16 protein-coding genes and 3 rRNA genes are annotated in these 23,335 nt (G+C 68.3%); 4 read left to right on the forward strand and 15 right to left on the reverse strand.

Annotation, left to right across the window (positions count from 1 at the left end):
* Positions 1-385: 385 nt before the first annotated feature.
* From IAG44_RS17070 to IAG44_RS17095, 6 genes are all read right to left on the reverse strand, one after another.
* Positions 386-1,558 (reverse strand): acetoin utilization protein AcuC, encoded by a 1,173-nt coding sequence (locus IAG44_RS17070; RefSeq protein ID WP_187747957.1) that lies wholly within the window; start codon positions 1,556-1,558, stop codon positions 386-388.
* A complete protein-coding gene (locus tag IAG44_RS17075) occupies positions 1,509-2,747 on the reverse strand; it encodes an MFS transporter (RefSeq protein ID WP_187747958.1) in 1,239 nt (412 codons plus the stop codon). Before IAG44_RS17075 ends, IAG44_RS17070 begins: the two co-directional genes overlap by 50 nt.
* A 103-nt stretch (positions 2,748-2,850) precedes the next feature.
* The gene (locus IAG44_RS17080; protein ID WP_187747959.1) at positions 2,851-3,498 is read right to left on the reverse strand and encodes an HAD family hydrolase; all 648 of its coding nucleotides are present in this window, start codon (positions 3,496-3,498) and stop codon (positions 2,851-2,853) included.
* A gap of 64 nt (positions 3,499-3,562) precedes the next feature.
* Positions 3,563-3,679: ribosomal RNA gene (rrf, locus tag IAG44_RS17085) — 5S ribosomal RNA — on the reverse strand.
* An 85-nt stretch (positions 3,680-3,764) separates the two neighbouring features.
* A 23S ribosomal RNA gene (locus tag IAG44_RS17090) occupies positions 3,765-6,886 on the reverse strand.
* 279 nt (positions 6,887-7,165) lie between these two features.
* A 16S ribosomal RNA gene (locus IAG44_RS17095) occupies positions 7,166-8,691 on the reverse strand.
* Together the 16S, 23S and 5S rRNA genes form the textbook arrangement of a ribosomal RNA operon.
* A gap of 17 nt (positions 8,692-8,708) precedes the next feature.
* On the opposite strand from IAG44_RS17095, the gene IAG44_RS17100 reads away from it, so the two are divergent.
* Together IAG44_RS17100 and trpS are read left to right on the forward strand one after the other, a co-directional pair.
* Positions 8,709-9,068: a hypothetical protein gene (locus tag IAG44_RS17100; protein WP_187747960.1), complete on the forward strand. Its 360-nt coding sequence runs from the start codon at positions 8,709-8,711 to the stop codon at positions 9,066-9,068.
* Positions 9,069-9,532: 464 nt separating this feature from the next.
* Complete coding sequence (gene trpS, locus IAG44_RS17105; RefSeq protein ID WP_187747961.1) at positions 9,533-10,558, forward strand: tryptophan--tRNA ligase; 1,026 nt, start codon at positions 9,533-9,535, stop codon at positions 10,556-10,558.
* Positions 10,559-10,608: 50 nt separating this feature from the next.
* On the opposite strand, the gene proC is transcribed toward trpS, so the two are convergent.
* From proC to IAG44_RS17120, 3 genes are all read right to left on the reverse strand, one after another.
* On the reverse strand, positions 10,609-11,421 hold the full coding sequence (gene proC / locus IAG44_RS17110; RefSeq protein ID WP_187747962.1) for a pyrroline-5-carboxylate reductase: 813 nt from the start codon (positions 11,419-11,421) through the stop codon (positions 10,609-10,611).
* A 68-nt stretch (positions 11,422-11,489) separates the two neighbouring features.
* Positions 11,490-12,293 carry an ABC transporter permease gene (locus IAG44_RS17115; RefSeq protein ID WP_187747963.1) on the reverse strand — a complete coding sequence of 268 codons (804 nt, stop codon included), beginning with the start codon at positions 12,291-12,293 and terminating at the stop codon, positions 11,490-11,492.
* Entirely contained in the window at positions 12,290-13,132 is an 843-nt protein-coding gene (locus IAG44_RS17120; protein WP_187747964.1) for an ABC transporter ATP-binding protein, read from the reverse strand. The genes IAG44_RS17115 and IAG44_RS17120 overlap by 4 nt, the downstream gene beginning before the upstream one ends.
* A gap of 305 nt (positions 13,133-13,437) precedes the next feature.
* On the opposite strand from IAG44_RS17120, the gene IAG44_RS17125 reads away from it, so the two are divergent.
* Complete coding sequence (locus tag IAG44_RS17125; RefSeq protein ID WP_187747965.1) at positions 13,438-14,868, forward strand: SulP family inorganic anion transporter; 1,431 nt, start codon at positions 13,438-13,440, stop codon at positions 14,866-14,868.
* 43 nt (positions 14,869-14,911) lie between these two features.
* Here the strand turns inward: IAG44_RS17125 and IAG44_RS17130 are convergent, their stop codons facing one another.
* From IAG44_RS17130 to IAG44_RS17140, 3 genes are all read right to left on the reverse strand, one after another.
* Entirely contained in the window at positions 14,912-15,682 is a 771-nt protein-coding gene (locus tag IAG44_RS17130) for a class I SAM-dependent methyltransferase (RefSeq protein WP_187747966.1), read from the reverse strand.
* A gap of 652 nt (positions 15,683-16,334) precedes the next feature.
* Positions 16,335-16,847 carry an EamA/RhaT family transporter gene (locus tag IAG44_RS17135; protein WP_187747967.1) on the reverse strand — a complete coding sequence of 171 codons (513 nt, stop codon included), beginning with the start codon at positions 16,845-16,847 and terminating at the stop codon, positions 16,335-16,337.
* A gap of 84 nt (positions 16,848-16,931) precedes the next feature.
* Complete coding sequence (locus IAG44_RS17140) at positions 16,932-17,243, reverse strand: peptidase (protein WP_187747968.1); 312 nt, start codon at positions 17,241-17,243, stop codon at positions 16,932-16,934.
* Positions 17,244-17,415: 172 nt separating this feature from the next.
* Here IAG44_RS17140 and IAG44_RS17145 point away from each other — a divergent pair, with 172 nt between their 5' ends.
* Complete coding sequence (locus IAG44_RS17145) at positions 17,416-19,521, forward strand: serine/threonine-protein kinase (RefSeq protein ID WP_187747969.1); 2,106 nt, start codon at positions 17,416-17,418, stop codon at positions 19,519-19,521.
* A 78-nt stretch (positions 19,522-19,599) separates the two neighbouring features.
* On the opposite strand, the gene ilvD is transcribed toward IAG44_RS17145, so the two are convergent.
* From ilvD to IAG44_RS17160, 3 genes are all read right to left on the reverse strand, one after another.
* Entirely contained in the window at positions 19,600-21,453 is a 1,854-nt protein-coding gene (gene ilvD, locus IAG44_RS17150) for a dihydroxy-acid dehydratase (protein WP_187747970.1), read from the reverse strand.
* Positions 21,454-21,603: 150 nt separating this feature from the next.
* A complete protein-coding gene (locus tag IAG44_RS17155) occupies positions 21,604-22,140 on the reverse strand; it encodes a TetR/AcrR family transcriptional regulator (protein WP_246564078.1) in 537 nt (178 codons plus the stop codon).
* 218 nt (positions 22,141-22,358) lie between these two features.
* A complete protein-coding gene (locus IAG44_RS17160; protein ID WP_187747972.1) occupies positions 22,359-23,183 on the reverse strand; it encodes a sugar phosphate isomerase/epimerase family protein in 825 nt (274 codons plus the stop codon).
* Positions 23,184-23,335 lie beyond the last annotated feature (152 nt).

The raw sequence follows: 23,335 nt of genomic DNA on the forward strand, positions 1-23,335 counted from the left end.
GGCCCGCCCTCAACTCGACCAACTCACCCCCGACCGGCGTAACAGCCCCGAACCTCAAGGACGCGGGGCTGCTTCACAATGGGCGGCTCGGGCTCGGGGCTGCATCGATCGGCGGCTGGGCCAAGGGGGCGGGGCGCTTCGATCGACGGCTCGGCCGAGGGAGCGGGGCGCTTCGATCGACGGCTCGGCCGAGAGAGCGGGCTGCTCCGATCGACGGCTCGGCCGAGAGAGCGGGCTGCTCCGATCGACGGCTCGGCCGAGAGAGCGGGCTGCTCCGATCGACGGCTCGACCGAGAGAGCGGGCTGCTCCGATCGACGGCTCGACCGAGAGAGCGGGCTGCTCCGATCGACGGCTCGGCCGCAAAGCGCGGCGCCCCCAACTCCCCTACGCCAACAACCCCCTCAGCGGAAACGCCGCCCGCCGGGCCGCCAGGATCGCCTGGTCCACCCGGTCCCCGGGGTCGTACCCGCTCTCCCAGGAGGCCCAACTCACCGGCCACCGCCCGTCGGACATCCGCGCGGGTGCCAACTGCCGGGTGCGCGCGAACACTTGCTCACGCCAGCTCTCGGGAATCACGGTCTCCGGCGAGACTTCCTTACCGGAGGCGACGCCCACGAGATGCGCCCAGGACCGAGGCACCACGTCGACCACGGAATACCCGCCCCCGCCGAGCGCGACCCACTTCCCCCCGGCGTACTCGTGCGCCAGCTCGTGACAGGCGACCTGAACAGCCCGCTGCGCGTCGAGAGAAACCGCCAGGTGCGCGAGCGGATCCTCGAAATGCGTATCGGCCCCGTGCTGGGTCACCAGGACGTCCGGCCGGAACTCCGCCACCAACTCCGGCACCACGGAATGAAACGCCCGCACCCACCCCGCGTCCCCCGTCCCCGCCGGCAACGCCACGTTCACGGCACCCCCCTCCGCTCCCGGCGCCCCCGTCTCCTCGGGCCACCCGGTCTGCGGGAACAACGTCCGGGGATGCTCGTGCAACGAGATCGTCAGCACCCGGGGATCCTCCCAGAACGCCGCCTGCACCCCGTCCCCGTGATGCACGTCGACGTCCACGTACACGACCCGCTCCGCCCCCAGCTCCAGCAACCGCGCGATGGCGAGAGCGGCGTCGTTGTAGATGCAGAATCCCGCCGCCCCACCGGGCATCGCGTGATGCAGCCCCCCGGCGAAGTTCACCGCGTGCGCGACGTCCCCCCGCCACACGGCCTCGGCCGCCCCCACGGACAGCCCGGCGATGAGCGAACTGACCTCGTGCATACGGAAGAACGCCGGATCGTCGACCGTCCCGAGCCCGTACGACTGATCGGCGGACGAGGGATCGGCCGAGGCCGCCTTCACGGCCTCGATGTAGTCCTCCCGGTGCACCAGCCGCAGCGTCGACTCCCCCGCCGCCTTCGCCGAGACGACGTCCACCTCACGGTCGAGCCCGAGTGCCGCCACCAGACCCCGGGTCAGCTCAAGCCGCACCGGATCCATCGGATGCTCGGCCCCGAAGTCATAGCCCGTTACCGCCTCGTCCCACATCAGCTGCGCGCGCCCGCTCATGCCCGCCACCGTATCGGTCCTCCCCCGCCTCGAACGACCGGGCATACACCACGGTGACCAGCACGAGCCCCATCGGCACGAGCATGGCCCCCCGATAACTCCAGGCGTCCCCGACCACCCCCACCAACGGCGAACCCACCAGAAAACCCACGTAGTTGAAGATGTTCAGCCGGGCGACGGCCGCATCGGACGCCCCCGGGAACAAGCGCCCCGCCGCCGCGAACGTCTGCGGCACGATCACGCACAACCCCACCCCCACGAGCGTGAACCCCACCATCCCCACCCAGGCCCCCGGCGCCCCCGCCACGACCGCGAACCCCCCGGCCGCCACCAACGCCCCCGACCGCACCACCACAGCCGCCCCGAACCGCCGCACCCCATAGTCCCCGACGGCCCGCCCGACCAACATGGTCACCATGTAGACGTTGTACGGCACAGTCGCCAACTGCTCCGAACTCCCCAGCACGTCCTGGAGGTACTTGGCACTCCAGTTGGAGACGGTCGAGTCCCCGATGTACGCAAAGGCCATCACCAGACACAACGGCACCAGCAACCGGAACGCGAGCCTGTCCGTGTCGTCGGGGGTGGGGACGGGGGCGGGGACGGCGACCGCCGGGCCCTCAACTACCTTGCCCCCGTCGACATACCACCGGCTCCCCACCAGCGCGGCCGGCAACAACACGGCCACGACCGGCAGATACAGCACCCACAACGCCAACTCCCAGTGCGCACCGGCCCACGCGAGCGAGGACCCCACGATCCCGCCCAGACTGAACGCCGCGTGGAAACTGAGCATGATGCTGCGCCCGTACGCCCGCTGGAGGCTCACCCCCAGCATGTTCATCGTCGCGTCCAACGCCCCCAGCGCCAGCCCGAACACCGCGAGCGCCGCCGCCAGTTGAACCGTCCCGTCCCCCGCCCCGACCCCCACCAACGCCAGCAGGACGACGGGCTGGGCCCACCGCAGCACGAGGCTCGGCGCCACCCTCCGCACCACACGCTCGGCCGCCACGCTCCCGGCCCCCGCGAGCACCGGCACCGCCGCCAGATACAGCGGCAACAGCCCGTCGGAGACCCCGTACCGATCCTGGATCGCCGGAATCCGGGTCACCAGCAGAGCGAACGCGGCCCCCTGGGCGAAGAAGCTCAACGCCAACGAGGCTCTACCGCGCCGCAGCACTTCTGTCATGGCGGCGAGCGTAGGGCCCCGGCGTACTCATGGGTAGATCAAGCCAAAGGTGAATTTCCCTCAGCTCTGACCCCAGCGCACCCCGGGTCGGCCGGCGCCGCACTCACCCGAGCAGCAGCTCCGCCAGCTCCCCGGCCTCCGAGTACACCCGCGAGGCCCCCACCAGCCGCTCGGCGGGCGTCATGGCCGTGAACCCGAGGACGTCCATCCCGGCCGCCACCCCCGCCCGCACCCCGAGCGGCGAGTCCTCGACGACCACACACCGCTCCGGCGCGACCCCCATCCGCTCGGCGGCGAACAGGAACAGATCCGGCGCCGGCTTCCCCCGCCCCACATCCTGCGCGCTGAAGACCCGCCCCTCCCCGAAGAACCGGTCCAGCCCAGCCACCCGATGCCCCACCCGGATCCGCTCATGGCTCCCGGACGACGCCACGCAGTACGGCACCCCCTCCGCCACCAGCCTCTCCAGCACCCCCACGATCCCCGCCACCGGCTTCAGCTCCCGCTCGAACGCGGCGAACACCCGGGCGTGAAAGGTGTCGTCGAACCCCTCCGGCAACCGCTCCCCGGTCCGCTCCAGCACCAGGTCATGAATCCGGTGCATCGCCGACCCCATGTAGTCCCGGATCGAGTCCTCGTACGACGTCGGGTGCCCGACCTCGGTGAGATATTCGGCGAGCAGCCGATTCGAAATGGGTTCACTGTCGACGAGGACACCGTCATTGTCGAAGATCACGAGGTCGTAGCGCATACACCAACCCTAAACGCAGAAAACCCCCGCACCATTAACGGTGCGGGGGTTCCCCACAATGATTGTTCGGCGGCGTCCTACTCTCCCACAGGGTCCCCCCTGCAGTACCATCGGCGCTGTGAGGCTTAGCTTCCGGGTTCGGAATGTAACCGGGCGTTTCCCTCACGCTATAACCACCGAAACACTATGAAACAGTCAACCGCACCGCATGTGGCCATACGGGGTTGTTCATGGTTTCAGAACCAACACAGTGGACGCGAGCAACTGAGGACAAGCCCTCGGCCTATTAGTACCAGTCACCTCCACCCCTTACAGGGCTTCCAGATCTGGCCTATCAACCCAGTCGTCTACTGGGAGCCTTACCCTCTCAAGGAGGTGGGAACACTCATCTCGAAGCAGGCTTCCCGCTTAGATGCTTTCAGCGGTTATCCCTCCCGAACGTAGCCAACCAGCCATGCCCTTGGCAGAACAACTGGCACACCAGAGGTTCGTCCGTCCCGGTCCTCTCGTACTAGGGACAGCCCTTCTCAATATTCCTACGCGCACAGCGGATAGGGACCGAACTGTCTCACGACGTTCTAAACCCAGCTCGCGTACCGCTTTAATGGGCGAACAGCCCAACCCTTGGGACCGACTCCAGCCCCAGGATGCGACGAGCCGACATCGAGGTGCCAAACCATCCCGTCGATATGGACTCTTGGGGAAGATCAGCCTGTTATCCCCGGGGTACCTTTTATCCGTTGAGCGACGGCGCTTCCACAAGCCACCGCCGGATCACTAGTCCCGACTTTCGTCCCTGCTCGACCCGTCGGTCTCACAGTCAAGCTCCCTTGTGCACTTACACTCAACACCTGATTACCAACCAGGCTGAGGGAACCTTTGGGCGCCTCCGTTACCCTTTAGGAGGCAACCGCCCCAGTTAAACTACCCATCAGACACTGTCCCTGATCCGGATCACGGACCCAGGTTAGACATCCAGCACGACCAGACTGGTATTTCAACGACGACTCCACAAGTACTGGCGTACCTGCTTCACAGTCTCCCAGCTATCCTACACAAGCCGAACCGAACACCAATATCAAACTGTAGTAAAGGTCCCGGGGTCTTTCCGTCCTGCTGCGCGAAACGAGCATCTTTACTCGTAGTGCAATTTCACCGGGCCTATGGTTGAGACAGTCGAGAAGTCGTTACGCCATTCGTGCAGGTCGGAACTTACCCGACAAGGAATTTCGCTACCTTAGGATGGTTATAGTTACCACCGCCGTTTACTGGCGCTTAAGTTCTCAGCTTCGCCAAGACGAATCTTGACTAACCGGTCCCCTTAACGTTCCAGCACCGGGCAGGCGTCAGTCCGTATACATCGCCTTACGGCTTCGCACGGACCTGTGTTTTTAGTAAACAGTCGCTTCTCGCTGGTCTCTGCGGCCACCCCCAGCTCACCGAGTAAATCGGATCACCAGGAATGGCCCCCCTTCTCCCGAAGTTACGGGGGCATTTTGCCGAGTTCCTTAACCATAGTTCACCCGAACGCCTCGGTATTCTCTACCTGACCACCTGAGTCGGTTTAGGGTACGGGCCGCCATGAAACTCGCTAGAGGCTTTTCTCGACAGCATAGGATCATCCACTTCACCACAATCGGCTCGGCATCAGGTCTCAGACTACGTGCAGGGCGGATTTGCCTACCCTGCGTCCTACACCCTTACCCCGGGACAACCACCGCCCGGGCTGGACTACCTTCCTGCGTCACCCCATCACTCACCTACTGCAAGTCTGGTCCGTCGGCTCCACCACTCCCCTTTGCCCGAAGGCTCCGGGGCGGCTTCACGGACTTAGCATCGCCTGGTTCGATGTTTGACGCTTCACAGCGGGTACCGGAATATCAACCGGTTATCCATCGACTACGCCTGTCGGCCTCGCCTTAGGTCCCGACTTACCCTGGGCAGATCAGCTTGACCCAGGAACCCTTAGTCAATCGGCGCAAACGTTTCTCACGTTTGTATCGCTACTCATGCCTGCATTCTCACTCGTGAACCGTCCACCACTGCCTTCCGGCGCGGCTTCACCCGGCACACGACGCTCCCCTACCCATCACAGCAGGCGTTGGCCCTCATGCTGCAATGACACGACTTCGGCGGTACGCTTGAGCCCCGCTACATTGTCGGCGCGGAATCACTAGACCAGTGAGCTATTACGCACTCTTTCAAGGGTGGCTGCTTCTAAGCCAACCTCCTGGTTGTCTCTGCGACTCCACATCCTTTCCCACTTAGCGTACGCTTAGGGGCCTTAGTCGATGCTCTGGGCTGTTTCCCTCTCGACCATGGAGCTTATCCCCCACAGTCTCACTGCCGCGCTCTCACTTACCGGCATTCGGAGTTTGGCTAAGGTCAGTAACCCGGTAGGGCCCATCGCCTATCCAGTGCTCTACCTCCGGCAAGAAACACACGACGCTGCACCTAAATGCATTTCGGGGAGAACCAGCTATCACGGAGTTTGATTGGCCTTTCACCCCTAACCACAGGTCATCCCCCAGGTTTTCAACCCTGGTGGGTTCGGTCCTCCACGAAGTCTTACCTCCGCTTCAACCTGCCCATGGCTAGATCACTCCGCTTCGGGTCTTGAGCGTGCTACTAGAAACGCCCTATTCGGACTCGCTTTCGCTACGGCTACCCCACCCGGGTTAACCTCGCAACACACCGCAAACTCGCAGGCTCATTCTTCAAAAGGCACGCAGTCACGAGACAAGGACAAGTCCTCGTCCGACGCTCCCACGGCTTGTAGGCACACGGTTTCAGGTACTATTTCACTCCCCTCCCGGGGTACTTTTCACCATTCCCTCACGGTACTATCCGCTATCGGTCACCAGGGAATATTTAGGCTTAGCGGGTGGTCCCGCCAGATTCACACGGGATTTCTCGGGCCCCGTGCTACTTGGGTGTCTCTCAAACGAGCCGCTGACGTTTCGACTACGGGGGTCTTACCCTCTACGCCGGACCTTTCGCATGTCCTTCGCCTACATCAACGGTTTCTGACTCGTCTCACAGCCGGCAGACTGTGAAAGAGAGATCCCACAACCCCCACGACGCAACCCCTGCCGGGTCTCACACGTCGTAGGTTTGGCCTCATCCGGTTTCGCTCGCCACTACTCCCGGAATCACGGTTGTTTTCTCTTCCTGAGGGTACTGAGATGTTTCACTTCCCCTCGTTCCCTCCACATGCCCTATGTGTTCAGGCATGGGTGACAGCCCATGACGACTGCCGGGTTTCCCCATTCGGAAACCCCCGGATCAAAGCCTGGTTGACGACTCCCCGGGGACTATCGCGGCCTCCCACGTCCTTCATCGGTTCCTGGTGCCAAGGCATCCACCGTGCGCCCTTAAAAACTTGGCCACAGATGCTCGCGTCCACTGTGCAGTTCTCAAACAACGACCAACCACCCATCACCCCGGACCAGAGCCCGAGTGCACTGGGGTCGGCATCACGAGGGAGTTCATTCCCTCAGACACCCAACAGCGTGCCCAACCTCATCCCGCCCGGAGATCATGCGTTCCACGCTCCGAAGAGCAGTACTTGCAAGCCCCCGACCCAGAACCAGGCCGAATAATCAACGTTCCACCCATGAGCTGACCGTGCAGAACATTTGCCTGCAATCGGTACTGTGCTCCTTAGAAAGGAGGTGATCCAGCCGCACCTTCCGGTACGGCTACCTTGTTACGACTTCGTCCCAATCGCCAGTCCCACCTTCGACAGCTCCCTCCCACAAGGGGTTGGGCCACCGGCTTCGGGTGTTACCGACTTTCGTGACGTGACGGGCGGTGTGTACAAGGCCCGGGAACGTATTCACCGCAGCAATGCTGATCTGCGATTACTAGCAACTCCGACTTCATGGGGTCGAGTTGCAGACCCCAATCCGAACTGAGACAGGCTTTTTGAGATTCGCTCCACCTCACGGTTTCGCAGCTCTTTGTACCTGCCATTGTAGCACGTGTGCAGCCCAAGACATAAGGGGCATGATGACTTGACGTCGTCCCCACCTTCCTCCGAGTTGACCCCGGCGGTCTCCTGTGAGTCCCCAACCTCCCGAAAGAGTTGCTGGCAACACAGGACAAGGGTTGCGCTCGTTGCGGGACTTAACCCAACATCTCACGACACGAGCTGACGACAGCCATGCACCACCTGTATACCGACCACAAGGGGGCGACCATCTCTGGCCGTTTCCGGTATATGTCAAGCCTTGGTAAGGTTCTTCGCGTTGCGTCGAATTAAGCCACATGCTCCGCTGCTTGTGCGGGCCCCCGTCAATTCCTTTGAGTTTTAGCCTTGCGGCCGTACTCCCCAGGCGGGGAACTTAATGCGTTAGCTGCGGCACCGACGACGTGGAATGTCGCCAACACCTAGTTCCCACCGTTTACGGCGTGGACTACCAGGGTATCTAATCCTGTTCGCTCCCCACGCTTTCGCTCCTCAGCGTCAGTATCGGCCCAGAGATCCGCCTTCGCCACCGGTGTTCCTCCTGATATCTGCGCATTTCACCGCTACACCAGGAATTCCGATCTCCCCTACCGAACTCTAGCCTGCCCGTATCGAATGCAGACCCGGGGTTAAGCCCCGGGCTTTCACATCCGACGCGACAAGCCGCCTACGAGCTCTTTACGCCCAATAATTCCGGACAACGCTTGCGCCCTACGTATTACCGCGGCTGCTGGCACGTAGTTAGCCGGCGCTTCTTCTGCAGGTACCGTCACTCTCGCTTCTTCCCTGCTGAAAGAGGTTTACAACCCGAAGGCCGTCATCCCTCACGCGGCGTCGCTGCATCAGGCTTCCGCCCATTGTGCAATATTCCCCACTGCTGCCTCCCGTAGGAGTCTGGGCCGTGTCTCAGTCCCAGTGTGGCCGGTCGCCCTCTCAGGCCGGCTACCCGTCGTCGCCTTGGTGAGCCGTTACCTCACCAACAAGCTGATAGGCCGCGGGCTCATCCTTCACCGCCGGAGCTTTCAACCCCCACCCATGCAGGCAGGAGTGCTATCCGGTATTAGACCCCGTTTCCAGGGCTTGTCCCAGAGTGAAGGGCAGATTGCCCACGTGTTACTCACCCGTTCGCCACTAATCCACCCCGAAGGGCTTCATCGTTCGACTTGCATGTGTTAAGCACGCCGCCAGCGTTCGTCCTGAGCCAGGATCAAACTCTCCGTGAATGTTTACCGGTAATCCGGTGCACAACACAGAAGAGCGGAACAGTCGGAGGAATGATCCGACCGTTCACAGCGTCCTCGCTGTTGTTTTCCAAAGGAACCTCATCCATCCGGCGTTCACAACCGGGCTGGACGGGGTATCAACTAATCTGGCGTTGATTTTTGGCACGCTGTTGAGTTCTCAAGGAACGGACGCTTCCTTTGTACTCACCCTCTCGGGCTTTCCTCCGGGCAGTTTCCCTTCGATCTTGCGTTTCCGACTCTATCAGATCTTTTTCCGATCCGATTTCCTCGGTGCTTTCCGGTTCCCGCTCTCCGCTTTCGCTTCGGGCGTTTCCCTTTCGGCGTTTCCGACTCTATCAGATCCTTTCGGCGTCTGATCCCCAGTCAGTGGGGGTTGTCTTTGCGGCTGTTGGGCCGTTCCGACGAGTGAGACTTTAGCGGATTCCCGGCCCCCGAAGCCAATCGGGGGTCGCGCTCTTTCGAACGTGGATTCCTCATTTCGCGAATACGCACGCCAAAGCACACGACTGCTCGTCGAGTGTTGGTTTGGTACTTGCGGAATGGCTGTCCGGGGACCGACCGGAGTCGACGCTCACGTCGGACAACTCGGAGAACAGTACGGACCGCCCCCAGGTGTGTCAACTCACGGCCGAGGAGCACCCCGGAGGCGTACGCTGCCCGGCATGACGACGCGTACGTACACCCAGCAGTGGTGGGCCGCCTGACGGCGGCCGGTACTCACGTACGCGATCAACGGCCGCCGCCTCGGCGGCCGTTCTCGTTTCCTCTCCAGGACCTCGGGGGCCCGCCGGGACGGCGGCCCTGACCAGGAGGAGTAGGGATGACGAGGGTCTTCAGCGGGATCAAGCCGACCGGGCATCTGACGCTGGGGAACTACCTGGGGGCCATGCGGCGGTGGGCCGAGGTAGACCAGCACCGGTCCGACGCGTTGTTCTGCGTCGTCGACCTGCACGCCCTGACCGTGGACCACGACCCCGCGCGCGTGCGCCGGCTCAGTCGGCAGGCGGCGACCCTGCTGTTGGCTGCGGGGCTGGACCCGCGGCTGTGCACCCTGTTCGTGCAGAGCCACGTCGATGAGCACGCACGGCTGTCGTACGTCCTGGAGTGCGTCGCGAGCGACGGCGAGATGCGGCGGATGATCCAGTACAAGGAGAAGGCGCGGCGGGAACAGGCACGCGGCGGAAGCGTCCGGCTGTCGTTGCTGACGTATCCGGTGCTGATGGCGGCGGACATCCTGGCGTACGGGACGGACGACGTGCCGGTGGGCGACGACCAGACGCAGCACGTCGAGCTGGCGCGGGATCTGGCGGTGCGGTTCAACCAGCGTTACGGCCACACGTTCGTGGTGCCGAGGGCGACGCACCCGGCGGTGGGCGCGCGGGTGATGAACCTCCAGGACCCACTGTCGAAGATGGGGAAGTCGGACGACTCCGGGCCGGGCATCGTCTATCTCCTCGACGAGCCCGACGTCATCCGCAAGAAGGTGATGAGAGCTGTCACCGACAGCGGGCGGGAGGTCGTGTACGACCGTGCCGCGGCGCCCGGCCTGGCGAATCTGCTGGAGATCCTGGCCGCGTGCACGGGCGGGAACCCTGAGGATCTGTCAGGCGTTCACAATTCGTACGGCGCTCTCAAAGCGGACACCGCCGAGGCTGTGATCGAGATTTTGAGGCCCGTGCAGGCCAGGCACAGGGAGCTGTGCGCGGATCCGGGTCAGGTGGAGGGAGTGTTGCGGGAGGGTGCCGAGCGGGCGCGGGCGATGGCGCGGCCGACGGTGGACGCCGCTTACCGGGCGATCGGGCTGCTGGAGCCGGTGCCGGGGGCGGAGGTGAACGCGGCCCGGTAGTGCCGGAGCGGGTGTCCGGGCCGGTGTCCTCGTCGTCGTGCCGCCGGTCGTCAGTCCTTCTTGCCGGAGGCGAGCTGGCGGCTTCGGTCGCGGGCGGCTTCGAGGGCGGCGATGAGGGCGGCCCGGACGCCGTGGTTCTCCAGTTCGCGGATGGCGCTGATGGTGGTGCCGGCGGGAGAGGTGACGTTCTCACGGAGCTTGACGGGGTGCTCGCCGCTGTCGCGGAGCATCACGGCGGCACCGATCGCGGACTGGACGATGAGGTCGTGGGCCTTGTCGCGCGGCAGGCCGAGCAGGATGCCGGCGTCGGTCATGGCTTCGACGAGGTAGAAGAAGTACGCCGGTCCGGAGCCGGAGAGGGCGGTGCAGGCGTCCTGCTGGGACTCGGGGACGCGCAGGGTCTTGCCGACGGCGCCGAAGATCTCCTCGGCGTGGGCGAGGTGGTCGTCGGTGGCGTGGGAGCCGCCGGAGATGACGGACATGGCCTCGTCGACGAGCGCGGGCGTGTTGGTCATGACGCGGACGACGGGGGTGCCCGGAGTGAGGCGCTCCTCGAAAAAGGAGGTGGGAATGCCCGCGGCGCCGCTGATGACGAGGCGGCCGTCGGGGACGTGCGGGGCGAGTTCGTCGAGCAGGGCGCCCATGTCCTGCGGCTTGACGGTGAGGATCAGGGTGTCGGCGGTCTTGGCGGCTTCCGCGTTGGTGACCGGGGTGACGCCGTAGCGGGCGCGGAGTTCTTCCGCGCGCTCGGGACGGCGTGCGGTGACCAGGAGGTCGGCCGGGTTCCAGCCGCCCCGGATCATCCCGCTGAGCAGGGCTTCGCCGATCTTTCCGGTGCCGAGGACTGCGACTTTCTGGCTCATGCCGTCATCCTCGCACCGGGAGCGGGGGCCGGGGGCGGCTGTCCGGTTGGCGGAACAGGGGCAGGGCGTCATCGTGTGCGGCGGCGCAGGGTGGCGGCGCCGAGGGCGAGGACCAGCAGGGCGCAGCCGGCGACGACGAGGACGTCCCGGACAAAGGCGGTGGTCGTGTCGGTGTGGCGCAGGATCTCGTTCATGCCGTCGACGGCGTACGACATGGGCAGCACGTCGGAGGCCGCTTCGAGGACGGGGTGCATCGCGTCCCTCGGGGTGAACAGGCCGCACAGGAGGAGCTGGGGGAAGATCACCGCCGGCATGAACTGGACGGCCTGGAACTCGGAGGCCGCGAAGGCGGAGACGAACAGGCCGAGCGCGGTGCCGAGGAGGGCGTCCAGGAGGGCGACGAGGAGCAGGAGCCAGGGGCTTCCGGTGACGTCGAGGCCGAGGAACCAGACGGCGAGTCCGGTGGCCAGGGCCGACTGGACGATGGCGAGGGCGCCGAACGCGAGGGCGTACCCGGTGATCAGGTCGGCCTTGCCGAGCGGCATCGCCAGGAGGCGTTCGAGGGTGCCCGAGGTGCGCTCGCGCAGGGTGGCGATGGAGGTGACCAGGAACATCGTGATCAGCGGGAAGATCCCGAGGAGGGAGGCGCCGATGTTGTCGAAGGTGCGGGGGCTGCCGTCGAAGACGTAGCGCAGCAGGACGAGCAGGAGGCAGGGGAGGAGGACCAGCAGGGCGATCGTGCGCGGGTCGTGGCGGAGCTGGCGCAGGACGCGGGCGGCGGTGGCGGTGGTGCGGGCGGCGTTCAGGGCGCGGGCGGGCGGCGTCGGTGTGCTCGTCGTCGTCCGCGTGGTGGTCCGCTGGGCGGTGTTCATCGGTGGGGCTCCTTGTCGCGGGTGGCTTCGGTCGCCTGGTCGACGAGGTGGAGGAAGGCGGCTTCGACGGTGTCGGTGGCGGTGCGGGTGCGCAGGGCTTCGGGGGTGTCGTCGGCGAGGAGTCGGCCGGCGCGCATGAGGAGGAGGCGGTGGCAGCGTTCGGCCTCGTCCATGACGTGGGAGGAGACGAGGAGGGTGGTGCCGCGGGCGGCGAGGCGGTCGAAGAGGGCCCACAGGTCGCGGCGCAGGACGGGGTCGAGGCCGACGGTCGGTTCGTCGAGGACGAGGAGGTCGGGGGTGCCGAGGAGCGCGACGGCGAGGGAGACGCGGCCTCGCTGTCCGCCGGAGAGGTGGCCGGCGAGGGCGTCGGCGTGGGAGGTGAGGTCGACGTCCGTGAGAGCGCGGTCGACGTCGGCGCGGCGGGCGGCGTGGGGGCGGGAGGGGTCGAGGACCGCCGCGAAGTAGTCCAGGTTCTGCCGGATCGTCAGGTCGTCGTACACGGACGGGGCTTGGGTGACGTAGCCGATGCGGCTGCGGAGGGAGGGGTGGCCGGCGGGGTGGCCGAGGACGTTCAGGGTGCCGGTGACTTTGGCCTGGGTGCCGACGATCGACCGCATGAGGGTCGTCTTGCCGCAGCCGGAGGGGCCGAGGAGGCCGGTGATCTGGCCTTTCGGGACGGTGAAGTCGAGATCGCGGAGGACTTGGCGGGGGCCTCGGGTGACAGTGAGGGAGGTGGCTCGGACGGCGGGGACGGGGTCAGGGGTGGAGTCACGGGCGGAGTCAGGGGCGGGGGTCGGGCGGTGGGGGGTGTCGGGGGGCTTCGGGGTTTTATTCATCATGTGATGAATAGTGCTCGCAGCAGGCTGCGGCGTCAAGGGCCACGGGGGTGTCGAGGGACGCGGAGGTGTCGAGGGGAGCGCGCGCGTGCTCGTTTCGCGCCTCACTACCCCCCCGCGCGCCACCCGGGCGCCGGTGTGCGGGCGGGCGGCATTGCCGACAATGGAATTCATGCGCGGAACGGCGGGGTTCCGGGTCGCGCGTGGCGTCTGTCAGGTCGTACGAAAAGCCTTCTTGGACGGCCGCGTCCCTCCCCCGGGCGTGGCGCCCACGCGTCTCCCGCTTGCCGACCGGAGGTGCTGTCGAGATGCGCCGTGGCGTACGCAAGGCCGATCTGTCCGCTTCGCTTGTCGTGTTCCTGGTCGCGTTGCCCCTGTGCGTGGGGGTCGCGATGGCCTCGGGGGTGCCGCCCGAGCTGGGGCTGGTCACCGGAATCGTGGGCGGTCTCGTCGCGGGGGCGCTGCCGGGCAGCAGTCTCCAGGTCAGCGGGCCCGCCGCCGGGCTGACGGTGCTCGTGTACGAGGCCGTCCAGGCGTACGGGCTGCACGCGCTCGGCGTCCTGGTGTGCGCCGCCGGGCTGCTGCAGATCGGGCTCGGGGCGCTGCGGCTGGGGCGGTGGTTCCGGGCCGTGTCCGTCGCCGTCGTCCACGGGATGCTCGCCGGGATCGGGCTCGTCCTGGTCGCCGGGCAGGTGTACGCGCTCGGGGACGCGAGCGCGCCGGCGGGTGGGCTCGGCAAGCTCGCGGGGCTGGTGCGGCTGCCCGGCGAGGCGGATCCCGTGGCGTTGTCAGTGGGGGGTGCCACCATGGCCGTACTGCTGCTGTGGGGGCGGTGGCGGCGTGGGGCGCGGCTCGTGCCCGCGCCGCTCGTGGCGGTCGCGCTCGCGGCGGTGGTGACCGGGGTGTTCGACCTCGGGGTGCGGCGGGTCGAGGTGCGGGGGCTGTGGGAGGCGGTCCGGGTGCCGGGCCTCGCCGACGTCGGGCGGCTCGCGGAGGTGGGGGTCGTCGGGACCGTCGTCGCGTTCGCGCTCATCGCGTCGGCGGAGTCGCTGTTCAGCGCGGCGGCCGTGGACCGGCTGCATGACGGGAGGAGGACCGACTACGACAAGGAACTGATGGCCCAGGGCACCGGGAACACCGTGTGCGGGCTGCTGGGGGCGCTGCCCATGACCGCGGTCATCGTCCGCAGCGCGGCCAACGTCCACGCGGGCGCGCGGACCAAGGCGTCCCGCGTGCTGCACGGGGGCTGGCTGCTGCTCTTCGCCGCCGTCATACCCGGGGTGCTCGGGCTGATACCCGTCGCCGCGCTCGCCGCGCTGCTCGTCCACGCCGGGTGCAAGCTCGTTCCGCTGCGGGAGGTGCGGGCGCTGTGGGGTTCGGACCGGGGGGAGGTCGTCGTCCTCGGCGTCACCTGCGTCGCGATCGTCCTCGGGAACCTTTTCGAGGGGGTGCTGGTCGGGCTCGCCCTCGCGGTCGCCAAGACCGCCTGGGAGATCAGCCATGTGCAGGTCGAGATCGAGGACCGGGGGGATGGGCTGGTCGTGCGGGTGGTGGGGCACGCGACGTTCTTGCGGCTGCCGAAGCTGCTCGATGTGCTGGAGGGGTTGCCGGTCGATCGGGAGGTGCGGTTGGAGTTGGGGGAGCTGCGGCATGTGGATCTGGCTTGCGCTGCCGCGTTGGAGGGATGGGTTTCGGAGCGGGGGGAGCGGGGGCGGGTGGGGGTTGTGTCGGGGGGTTAGGGGGGCGGGTTCGGGGGGCCCGGCGCCTGGCCGTCGGCTCTCGTCAGGGGGTTCGGGCCAGGAGGAGGGAGACGTCGTAGGTCTCCTCGATGATGCCGTCGGGGAAGGTGGTCAGGAGGTGGGCGCGTTCGGCGGTGAGGAAGGCGGTCGTTCGTTCCTCCGTGTCGACCAGGAACATCGAGTGGCTGCCGATGTTCGCGAGGTGGGTGTCGACGGGGACCCGGCGGCTCCAGCGGACCGTGCGGTGGGTGAAGGCGAGGGTGCCGGTGGGGTCGGCGAGGTCCGTGCGGGACACGTGGTTCTTCTCCTGGGCGACATCGATGCCGAAGTGCCGCCCCATGCGCAGCGCCTGCGCCTTCAGCCACGGCACGTCGTAGGGCGTCGTGTTCCACCACAGCGCCAGCGCCCCGCCCGGCCGCAGGACGCGGACGGCTTCGGGGACCGCGCGGGCGGGGTCGGTCCAGTGCCAGGACTGGGCGTACGTGAGGAGGTCGAGGCAGGCGTCCTGGAACGGGAGCCGGTTGCCGTCGCCCCGGACGACCGGCACCTCCGGCAACGCCCGCCGGAACTCCGTCGCCATCCCCTCCCCCGGCTCCACCCCCACGACCCGCGCCCCTCGCGCGGCCAGCACCCTCGCGGAGATCCCCGTCCCCGCCCCGACGTCCGCCACTCTCGCCCCGGCGAGCGGGCGCCCGGTCAACTCCTCGACCACGTCCATGAGTTCGGCCGGGTAGGAGGGGCGGTTGGCCGCGTACTGGGCGGCCGCGGCGTTGAAGGAATGGGCTCGGGCCGCGGTGTGAGGGGTAGTGGTCATGGGGCCATGGTGGCGGGGTGTGGGGGTGGGGGGGAATGGAGTTTTGGTGTGAGGGGGTGGGGGGGTGGGGGCCTGTCGGGGCGCGGGGGGGGCGGCCTGCGGGCTGACTTTGGCAGGGGTTGGGGATTTGAGCATGCCGCGGCGGTGCCGGGGGGCTTGGGGTGTCTATCGGGCTGCGGCTAAGCGGGGGTGCAGGAGGGGGCGGGACGGCCGTCTGGCTGGCTACGCGCGCGTGGCCGGGTGCGGGTGCGGGTGCCCTGTCCGACTCGCTCGGCACGCGTGCGTGCGTGCGGAGTACGACGTGCGAGGAGGGGGACGAGCTGGAAATCGCCGTCGGGATGGCACGCGCGCGTGAGGAAGACGGACGCTGGTTCGCCGCCGCAACGGCACTCACGCGAGGAAACCGGCCCCCGGCCGCTTACGCCACCGCACCGAACCCCACCCACACCAGCCCCGAAACCCCTTCAGGCACCAAGCAGCAGCCACACCCCCTACAGCCACCCCCTACCAGCCCTCCCGTCCTCCACCCCCTCCCACCCGCAGCCCGATAGACACCTCAAACCCCCCCCGGCCCCGCCCGGGCATGCTCAAACCCCCAACGCCCGCCAAAGTCAGCCCGCAGGCCGAACAACCACCCAAGCCCAGCTAAGTCCTACCCCCGCCCCTTCCTCCGCGCCGGATTCCCCGTCCTCCGCCGACTACGCCGAGCATCCCGCTCACACGCCGCCTCGTACTCCTCCCGGCAAAGCCCCTCCCCAGGCGCCTCACGGAACGACCGAAACGTGTACGCGAGCAGCGCCCCGAGAAACCCGATGGCGAGAAGCCCCCGAAGCGACGCCTGCCGGGCGGGATCGGGCCGCTTGCGGAAGCTGTCCCAGGTGTGCCCGAAGGCAAGCGCCGTGCACCCGGCGAACATCACGACGAGCAGAACCATGACGAAGCGCCCGACCTCGGCGATCGCAAGCCCTTCGTAGGCGAACCGAAGGACGAGACACGCGCCGACGGTGACGACCAGCGAGCCCGCGGCGACACCGACACGGCGGAGCGTGTAGCCGTCGTCGTGGTTCACCCAGGTCGTCCCGAAGAAGCGCAGGGACTCGGGCTGCGGCCCCGCGCCCCCGGCCGGGAGGCCCTTCCTGTCCGGACTGCCGTTTTCGTCGCTCACGGAACGATTATGGCGCCGCCCGAAGACACCTCTCCGGCCGGGTACAGGACCGGCGGGACCGGCCCTTTCAGTGCCCCGAACCGATCAGAAGTTGCACCGGGGCGCGATGTAACCGTCGCTCCCGGTCTTCACGTACGCGTCCGAGACGAACTCCCCGTTGCCGATGTTGTCCCAGATGTTCGTCGTCCCGTAGTACCCCGCCACCGTCGTCCCCTGCATCTGGCAGTTGATCGGCACGCGCGTGTTGAGCGGCAGCACCTTGACGAGCGAGTAGCCGGTCCCCGGACCGCTGCGGACGTTGAGCTGGGTGCCCGGCGCGACCGGGTAGTAGACCTGCGCGATACCGAGCTCCTGCTCCTCGGCCCCCGCGTCCTGCGCGGTCTCTTCGACAGACATGAGAAACCCTCCCCCCGTGAACCCCATGACGACCATGGGACCCCGTTGATACCCACGGATCAGCGTTCGAAACATACGTACGTGACTCGCACATGATGGCCAACCGGCCGCCTCTGGCCCGTACGCGTCATCGACTAGGCTCCAGGCGCCGAGACAGCACGGGGGTGGTTCCATGGCGCCACGGAGGGACAGCGGAGCGGGCGCGGAAGCGGAACTTCCCGAGTACGCCGGCCACTACCTCCTGGAGTCACGCCTCGGCTCGGGTGGGATGGGTGTCGTGCACTTGGCCCGCAGCACCTCGGGGCTGAAGCTCGCGGTGAAGGTCGTGCACGCGGAGTTCGCGAAGAACCCCGAGTTCAGGAGCCGTTTTCAGCAGGAGGTCAGCGCCGCGCGGCGGGTCAGCGGCGCGTTCACCGCGCCGGTCGTGGACGCCGACCACGACGCGGAACGGCCGTGGATGGCGACGCTGTTCATCCCCGGGCCGACCCTGTCCGAAGAGGTGAAGCGGAACGGCCCGCTGCCGCCGGAGAAGCTGCGCAGGCTGATGGCGGGGCTCGCCGAGGCGCTGCGGGACATCCACCGCGTGGGCGTGGTGCACCGCGATCTGAAGCCGAGCAACGTCCTGCTGGCCGAGGACGGGCCCAAGGTCATCGACTTCGGGATCTCGCGCCCGAAGGACAGCGAACTGCGCACCGAGACCGGCAAGTTGATCGGGACGCCGCCCTTCATGGCACCAGAGCAGTTCCGGCGCCCGCGCGAGGTGGGCCCGGCCGCGGACATCTTCGCGCTGGGCTCGGTCCTGGTCCACGCGGCCACGGGGCGCGGCCCGTTCGACTCGGACAGCCCTTACATCGTCGCCTACCAGGTCGTCCACGACGAGCCGGAGCTGACCGGCGTACCGGACAACCTCGCGCCCCTGGTGCGGCGTTGCCTCGCGAAGGAGCCCGAGGAGCGGCCCACTCCGGACGAGCTGATGCGCGAACTGCGGTCGGTGGCGGCGTCGTACGACACGCAGGCGTTTGTGCCGGGCACGCGTGTCCCGGACGGCGACACGGAGCCGTCCGTCGTGCCCGAGGTGCCCGTCGAGGAGCCGGCGAGGCCCGTCCGGCGCGTGCGCGGGAAGGCGCTCCTCGCGGGTGCCGTCGTCGCCGTCCTGGCGGGCGGTGGTCTCGCCGGGTTGCAGTTGATCGACGGCGGCGGCACCGCCGGTCCTCGCCCGACGGCCTCCACAACGGCCTCATTCGCCCCCTGGGCGACAAAACCGGCGGCCGACGGCTCCGAGTCCATCCCGCGCTGCACACACGCCTCAGGGCGCCTCCTGTGCGCTCAGCGGGGGCTCGTCTCTGCGCTCGACGCGAACGACGGGCGGGTGCTGTGGCGGCACACCCTCGCCGCCGGCGAGTCGCCGGGCCGCGCGCCGGTCGTCGAGGGCGGCCTGGTCCACGTCGTCACCGGCTCCGGCGGCCGCGCCGTGGCCCTCGACCCGGCGACGGGCGCGACGCGCTGGCAGCGCGACGTCTCGGCGTACTCGGGTGTCTTCTTCGCGCCCGGCACGCTGCTGCTGACCTCGTCCGACGGCAAGGTGACGGCCGTGGACGGCGCGTCGGGCCGGGACCTGTGGAGCAAGCGGATCCCTGGCCAGCGGCTGCCGGTCTTCGCGGCGTTCGACGGGGACGGCCTGGCGTACGCGACGAGCGTGTCGTCGGACGGCGCGCGCACGCGGGTCACCGCGATCGACCCGGCGTCGGGCGCCGTCCGCTGGGAGGCCCGGCTGACCGGCGGGCTCACTCCGGTGGGGCGCGCGGGCGCGGACCTCGTGTTCCTCAAGGGCGGCTCCGACTACGGCGAGACCGGCGCGGTGGTCCGGTACTCGCCGGGGACACAGCAGTCCCTCAAGGTGCCGCTGGACGTCGCCCTCTCGCAGGCGCGCGCGACAGTGACCGGGGAGAGGGTCTACCTCCTGGGCTACGACGGTTCCCTGGCCGCCGTCGACCTCTCCGCGGGCAAGCAGGTGTGGTCGCTCCAGACGTCCGTGAGCCGTGGCTCCGACCTCGCGGCGGACGGTACGCGCGTGTACTTCAGCGCCGCAGACGGCCGTCTGCTGTCCGTCGACGCGCGCGCGGGCAAGCTCGTCGGCCAGACGACCCTGCGCATCGGCGCTCGTTCCGACGAGGTCGCCGCCGCGCTGCCGTCGCCCCAGGTGGTCGACGGGCGCGTGTACGCGGGGGCGCCGGACGGGACGGTGTTCTCGGTGGCGTCCGGGTCCCCGGGGGACTGAGAGCGCCTGCGGGACGTGACGACGGGCTGGGGCCCCCTTCTTGCCGAAGGGGGCCCCAGCCCGTCGTGCGCGCGGGCGTCAGCCGAGCTTGGAGACGTCGCGGACGGCGCCCTTGTCGGCGCTGGTGGCCATCGCCGCATACGCGCGCAGGGCGGCGGAGACCTTGCGTTCGCGGTTCTTGGGGGCGTAGACGCCGTTCAGGGCGGCCTCGCGGCGGGCGAGTTCGGCGTCGTCGACCAGGAGCTCGATGGAGCGGCCCGGGATGTCGATGCGGATGCGGTCGCCGTCCTCGACCAGGGCGATGGTGCCGCCGCCGGCCGCCTCCGGGGAGGCGTGGCCGATCGACAGGCCCGAGGTGCCGCCGGAGAAGCGGCCGTCGGTGATCAGCGCGCACGCCTTGCCGAGGCCGCGGCCCTTGAGGTACGAGGTCGGGTAGAGCATCTCCTGCATGCCGGGGCCGCCCTTGGGGCCCTCGTAGCGGATGACGACGACGTCGCCCTCCTTGATCTCCTTGAGGAGGATCTTCTGCACGGCCTCCTCCTGCGACTCGCAGACGACCGCGGGGCCCTCGAAGGTCCAGATGGACTCGTCGACGCCCGCGGTCTTCACCACGGCCCCGTCGACGGCCAGATTGCCCTTCAGGACGGCCAGGCCGCCGTCCTTGGAGTACGCGTGCTCGGCGGAGCGGATGCAGCCGCCCTCGGCGTCGTCGTCGAGCGTGTCCCAGCGCTCGGACTGGGAGAACGCCTCGGCGGAGCGCACGCAGCCCGGGGCGGCGTGCCACAGCTCGATCGCCTCGGGGGACGGGGAGCCGGCGCGCACGTCCCAGGTCTTCAGCCAGTCGGCCAGGGAGGGGCTGTGGACGGCGTGCACGTCCTCGTTGAGCAGCCCCGCGCGGTGCAGCTCGCCCAGGAGGGCCGGGATGCCGCCCGCGCGGTGGACGTCCTCCATGTAGTACGTGCGGTTCTTGGCGACGTTGGGGGCGACCTTGGCGAGGCACGGGACGCGCCGGGAGACCGCGTCGATCTGCTCCAGGCCGAAGGGGACCTCGGCTTCCTGGGCGGCGGCCAGGAGGTGCAGGATCGTGTTGGTCGAGCCGCCCATGGCGATGTCGAGCGCCATGGCGTTCTCGAACGCCGCGAAGGAAGCGACGGAACGGGGCAGTACCGTCGCGTCGTCCTGCTCGTAGTAGCGGCGGGTGATGTCCATGACCGTGCGCGCGGCGTCCTCGTAGAGGCGCTTGCGCGCGGTGTGGGTGGCCAGCACGGAGCCGTTGCCCGGGAGCGAGAGGCCGATCGCCTCGGTCAGGCAGTTCATCGAGTTGGCGGTGAACATGCCGGAACACGAGCCGCAGGTCGGGCAGGCGTTCTCCTCGATGCGCTGGATGTCCGCGTCGGAGATCTTGTCGTTCACGGCGTCCGAGATCGCGTCGACCAGGTCGAGCGTGCGGACCGTGCCGTCGACCAGGGTCGCGCGGCCGGACTCCATGGGGCCGCCGGAGACGAACACCGTCGGGATGTTCAGCCGCAGGGCCGCGTTCAGCATGCCCGGGGTGATCTTGTCGCAGTTGGAGATGCAGATCAGCGCGTCCGCGCAGTGCGCCTCGACCATGTACTCGACGCTGTCCGCGATCAGGTCGCGCGAGGGCAGGCTGTAGAGCATGCCGCCGTGGCCCATCGCGATGCCGTCGTCGACGGCGATGGTGTTGAACTCGCGCGGGATGCCGCCGGCCTCGACGATCGCCTCGCTGACGATCCGGCCCACCGGCTGGAGGTGGGTGTGGCCCGGCACGAACTCCGTGAAGCTGTTGGCGACCGCGATGATCGGCTTACGGCCGATGTCCGCGCCGGGTACACCGGAGGCGCGCATAAGGGCGCGGGCGCCCGCCATGTTGCGGCCGTGGGTGACTGTGCGGGACCTCAGCTCGGGCATCGTCGCTCGCTCCTTCAGACAGGTAGGGCTGCTGCCGAGCGTACGCCGGTCATCCAGGGGGCGGGACGGGGCGTCCGGAATGCGGGATGTGCGTCTCGGGGACGAGGGTGGCGCTGATGCGGTGACAGCGGGTGGCTTGTCAGGTTCGGATCACGGTGCGGTCAGGTGCCCCTGCACGACCGGCGCCACGCGCGCGATGAGCTGTTCGATGTCCGCCGAGGCCAGCGGTTCGACCTTGACGACGTACCGGAGCAGCGCGCAGCCGACGAGCTGGGCGGCCGCCAGTTCGGCGCGGAGCTCGGCGTCCGGGAGGTCCACGCGCGCGGCGACGCGGAACAGGAGCTGGGAGGCGATCAGGCTGCGGAAGACGGCGGCGGCGGTCTCGTTGGTCACGGCGGAGCGCAGGATCGCGAGCAGCGGTGTGCGGGTGGTCGGGTTCTCCCAGACGCCGAAGACGAACCGCGCGAACCGCTCGCCGGTCTCCTCGAAGGGGCCGTCGGCAAGCACGTCGGGCGCGTTCAGCGCGGGCGCGACGGCGTCCTCGACGGCCGCCGCGAACACCTGCTCCTTGGTGCCGAAGTAGTGGTGCACCAGCGCCGAGTCGACGCCGGCGGCCTTCGCGATCCCGCGCACGGACGTCTTCTCGTATCCCCGCTCGGAGAACTCCTCGCGGGCCACGGCGAGGATCTTCGCCCGTGTCTCCCCGCTCGCGGACTCGCTGAGCCGGGGGCGACCGCGTCGACGGGGTGCCGAGGGGGCCTCTGTGGCGCTGTGAGCCGTTTTGGGGGCGTCCGGGGTGCCAGGAGGCGCGGCGGGGGCTGACGGGGCGTCCGAGGCGGCCTGGAGGGGCTTGGCGGGGGTGCCGGGGGCGGGCCCTCGGTCCTCGTGCCGCGGTGGGCGGGGCGTCACCTGCGGGGGACCTTCAGGGCCGAGGCGAGGTGGAGGCGGGTGAAGGCGAGGGCTTCGGCGAGGTCGGCCTCGCGTTCGGCCGCCGACATCGCGCGGCGCGTGTTGACCTCGATGACGACATGCCCGTCGAAGCCGGTCAGCGCGAGGCGTTCGAGGAGTTCGGCGCAGGGCTGCGTGCCGCGCCCGGGGACCAGGTGCTCGTCCTTGTTGGAGCCGAGGCCGTCGGCAAGGTGGACGTGGCCGAGGCGGTCGCCCATCCGGTCGACCATCTCCATCGCCTCGGTGCGCGAGGTCGCCGCGTGGCTGAGGTCGATCGTGAAGTGCCGGTAGTCGTCCTTGGTGACGTCCCAGTCCGGCGCGTACGCGAGCATTTCGCGGTCGCGGTAGCGCCAGGGGTACATGTTCTCGACGGCGAACCGGACGTCCGTCTCGTCGGCCATCCGCCAGATCCCCTGCACGAAGTCGCGCGCGTACTGCCGCTGCCAGCGGAACGGCGGATGGACGACGACGGTGCTCGCCCCGAGCTTCTCGGCGGCCGTGCGCGCACGCTGGAGCTTGACCCAGGGGTCCGTCGACCAGACCCGCTGCGTGATCAGCAGGCAGGGCGCGTGAACGGCGAGGATCGGCATCCGGTGGTAGTCACTGAGCCGTCTCAGCGCCTCGATGTCCTGGCTGACGGGGTCGTTCCACACCATCACCTCGACCCCGTCGTACCCGAGGCGCGCGGCGATCTCGAAGGCCGTCGCCGTCGACTCCGGATAGACCGAGGCCGTGGACAGAGCGACCTTCGCATCCGGGATGCGCACCACTGGTTCTGCCACGAGGGACAGCGTACGGGGCCGCGCCGGGCGCCGTGGCCGGGTCCCCCGCGGCCTCCCGCGAGGCGGTTCCGGTCGGCCACGCGTGCGCACGGCTGCCGAATCCGGGCATAGGGACGACCCTCGCAGGACAGACGGGGGCCAGCCGGGCACGC

It is taken from the genome of Streptomyces roseirectus, assembly GCF_014489635.1.
Lineage (GTDB): Bacteria > Actinomycetota > Actinomycetes > Streptomycetales > Streptomycetaceae > Streptomyces > Streptomyces roseirectus.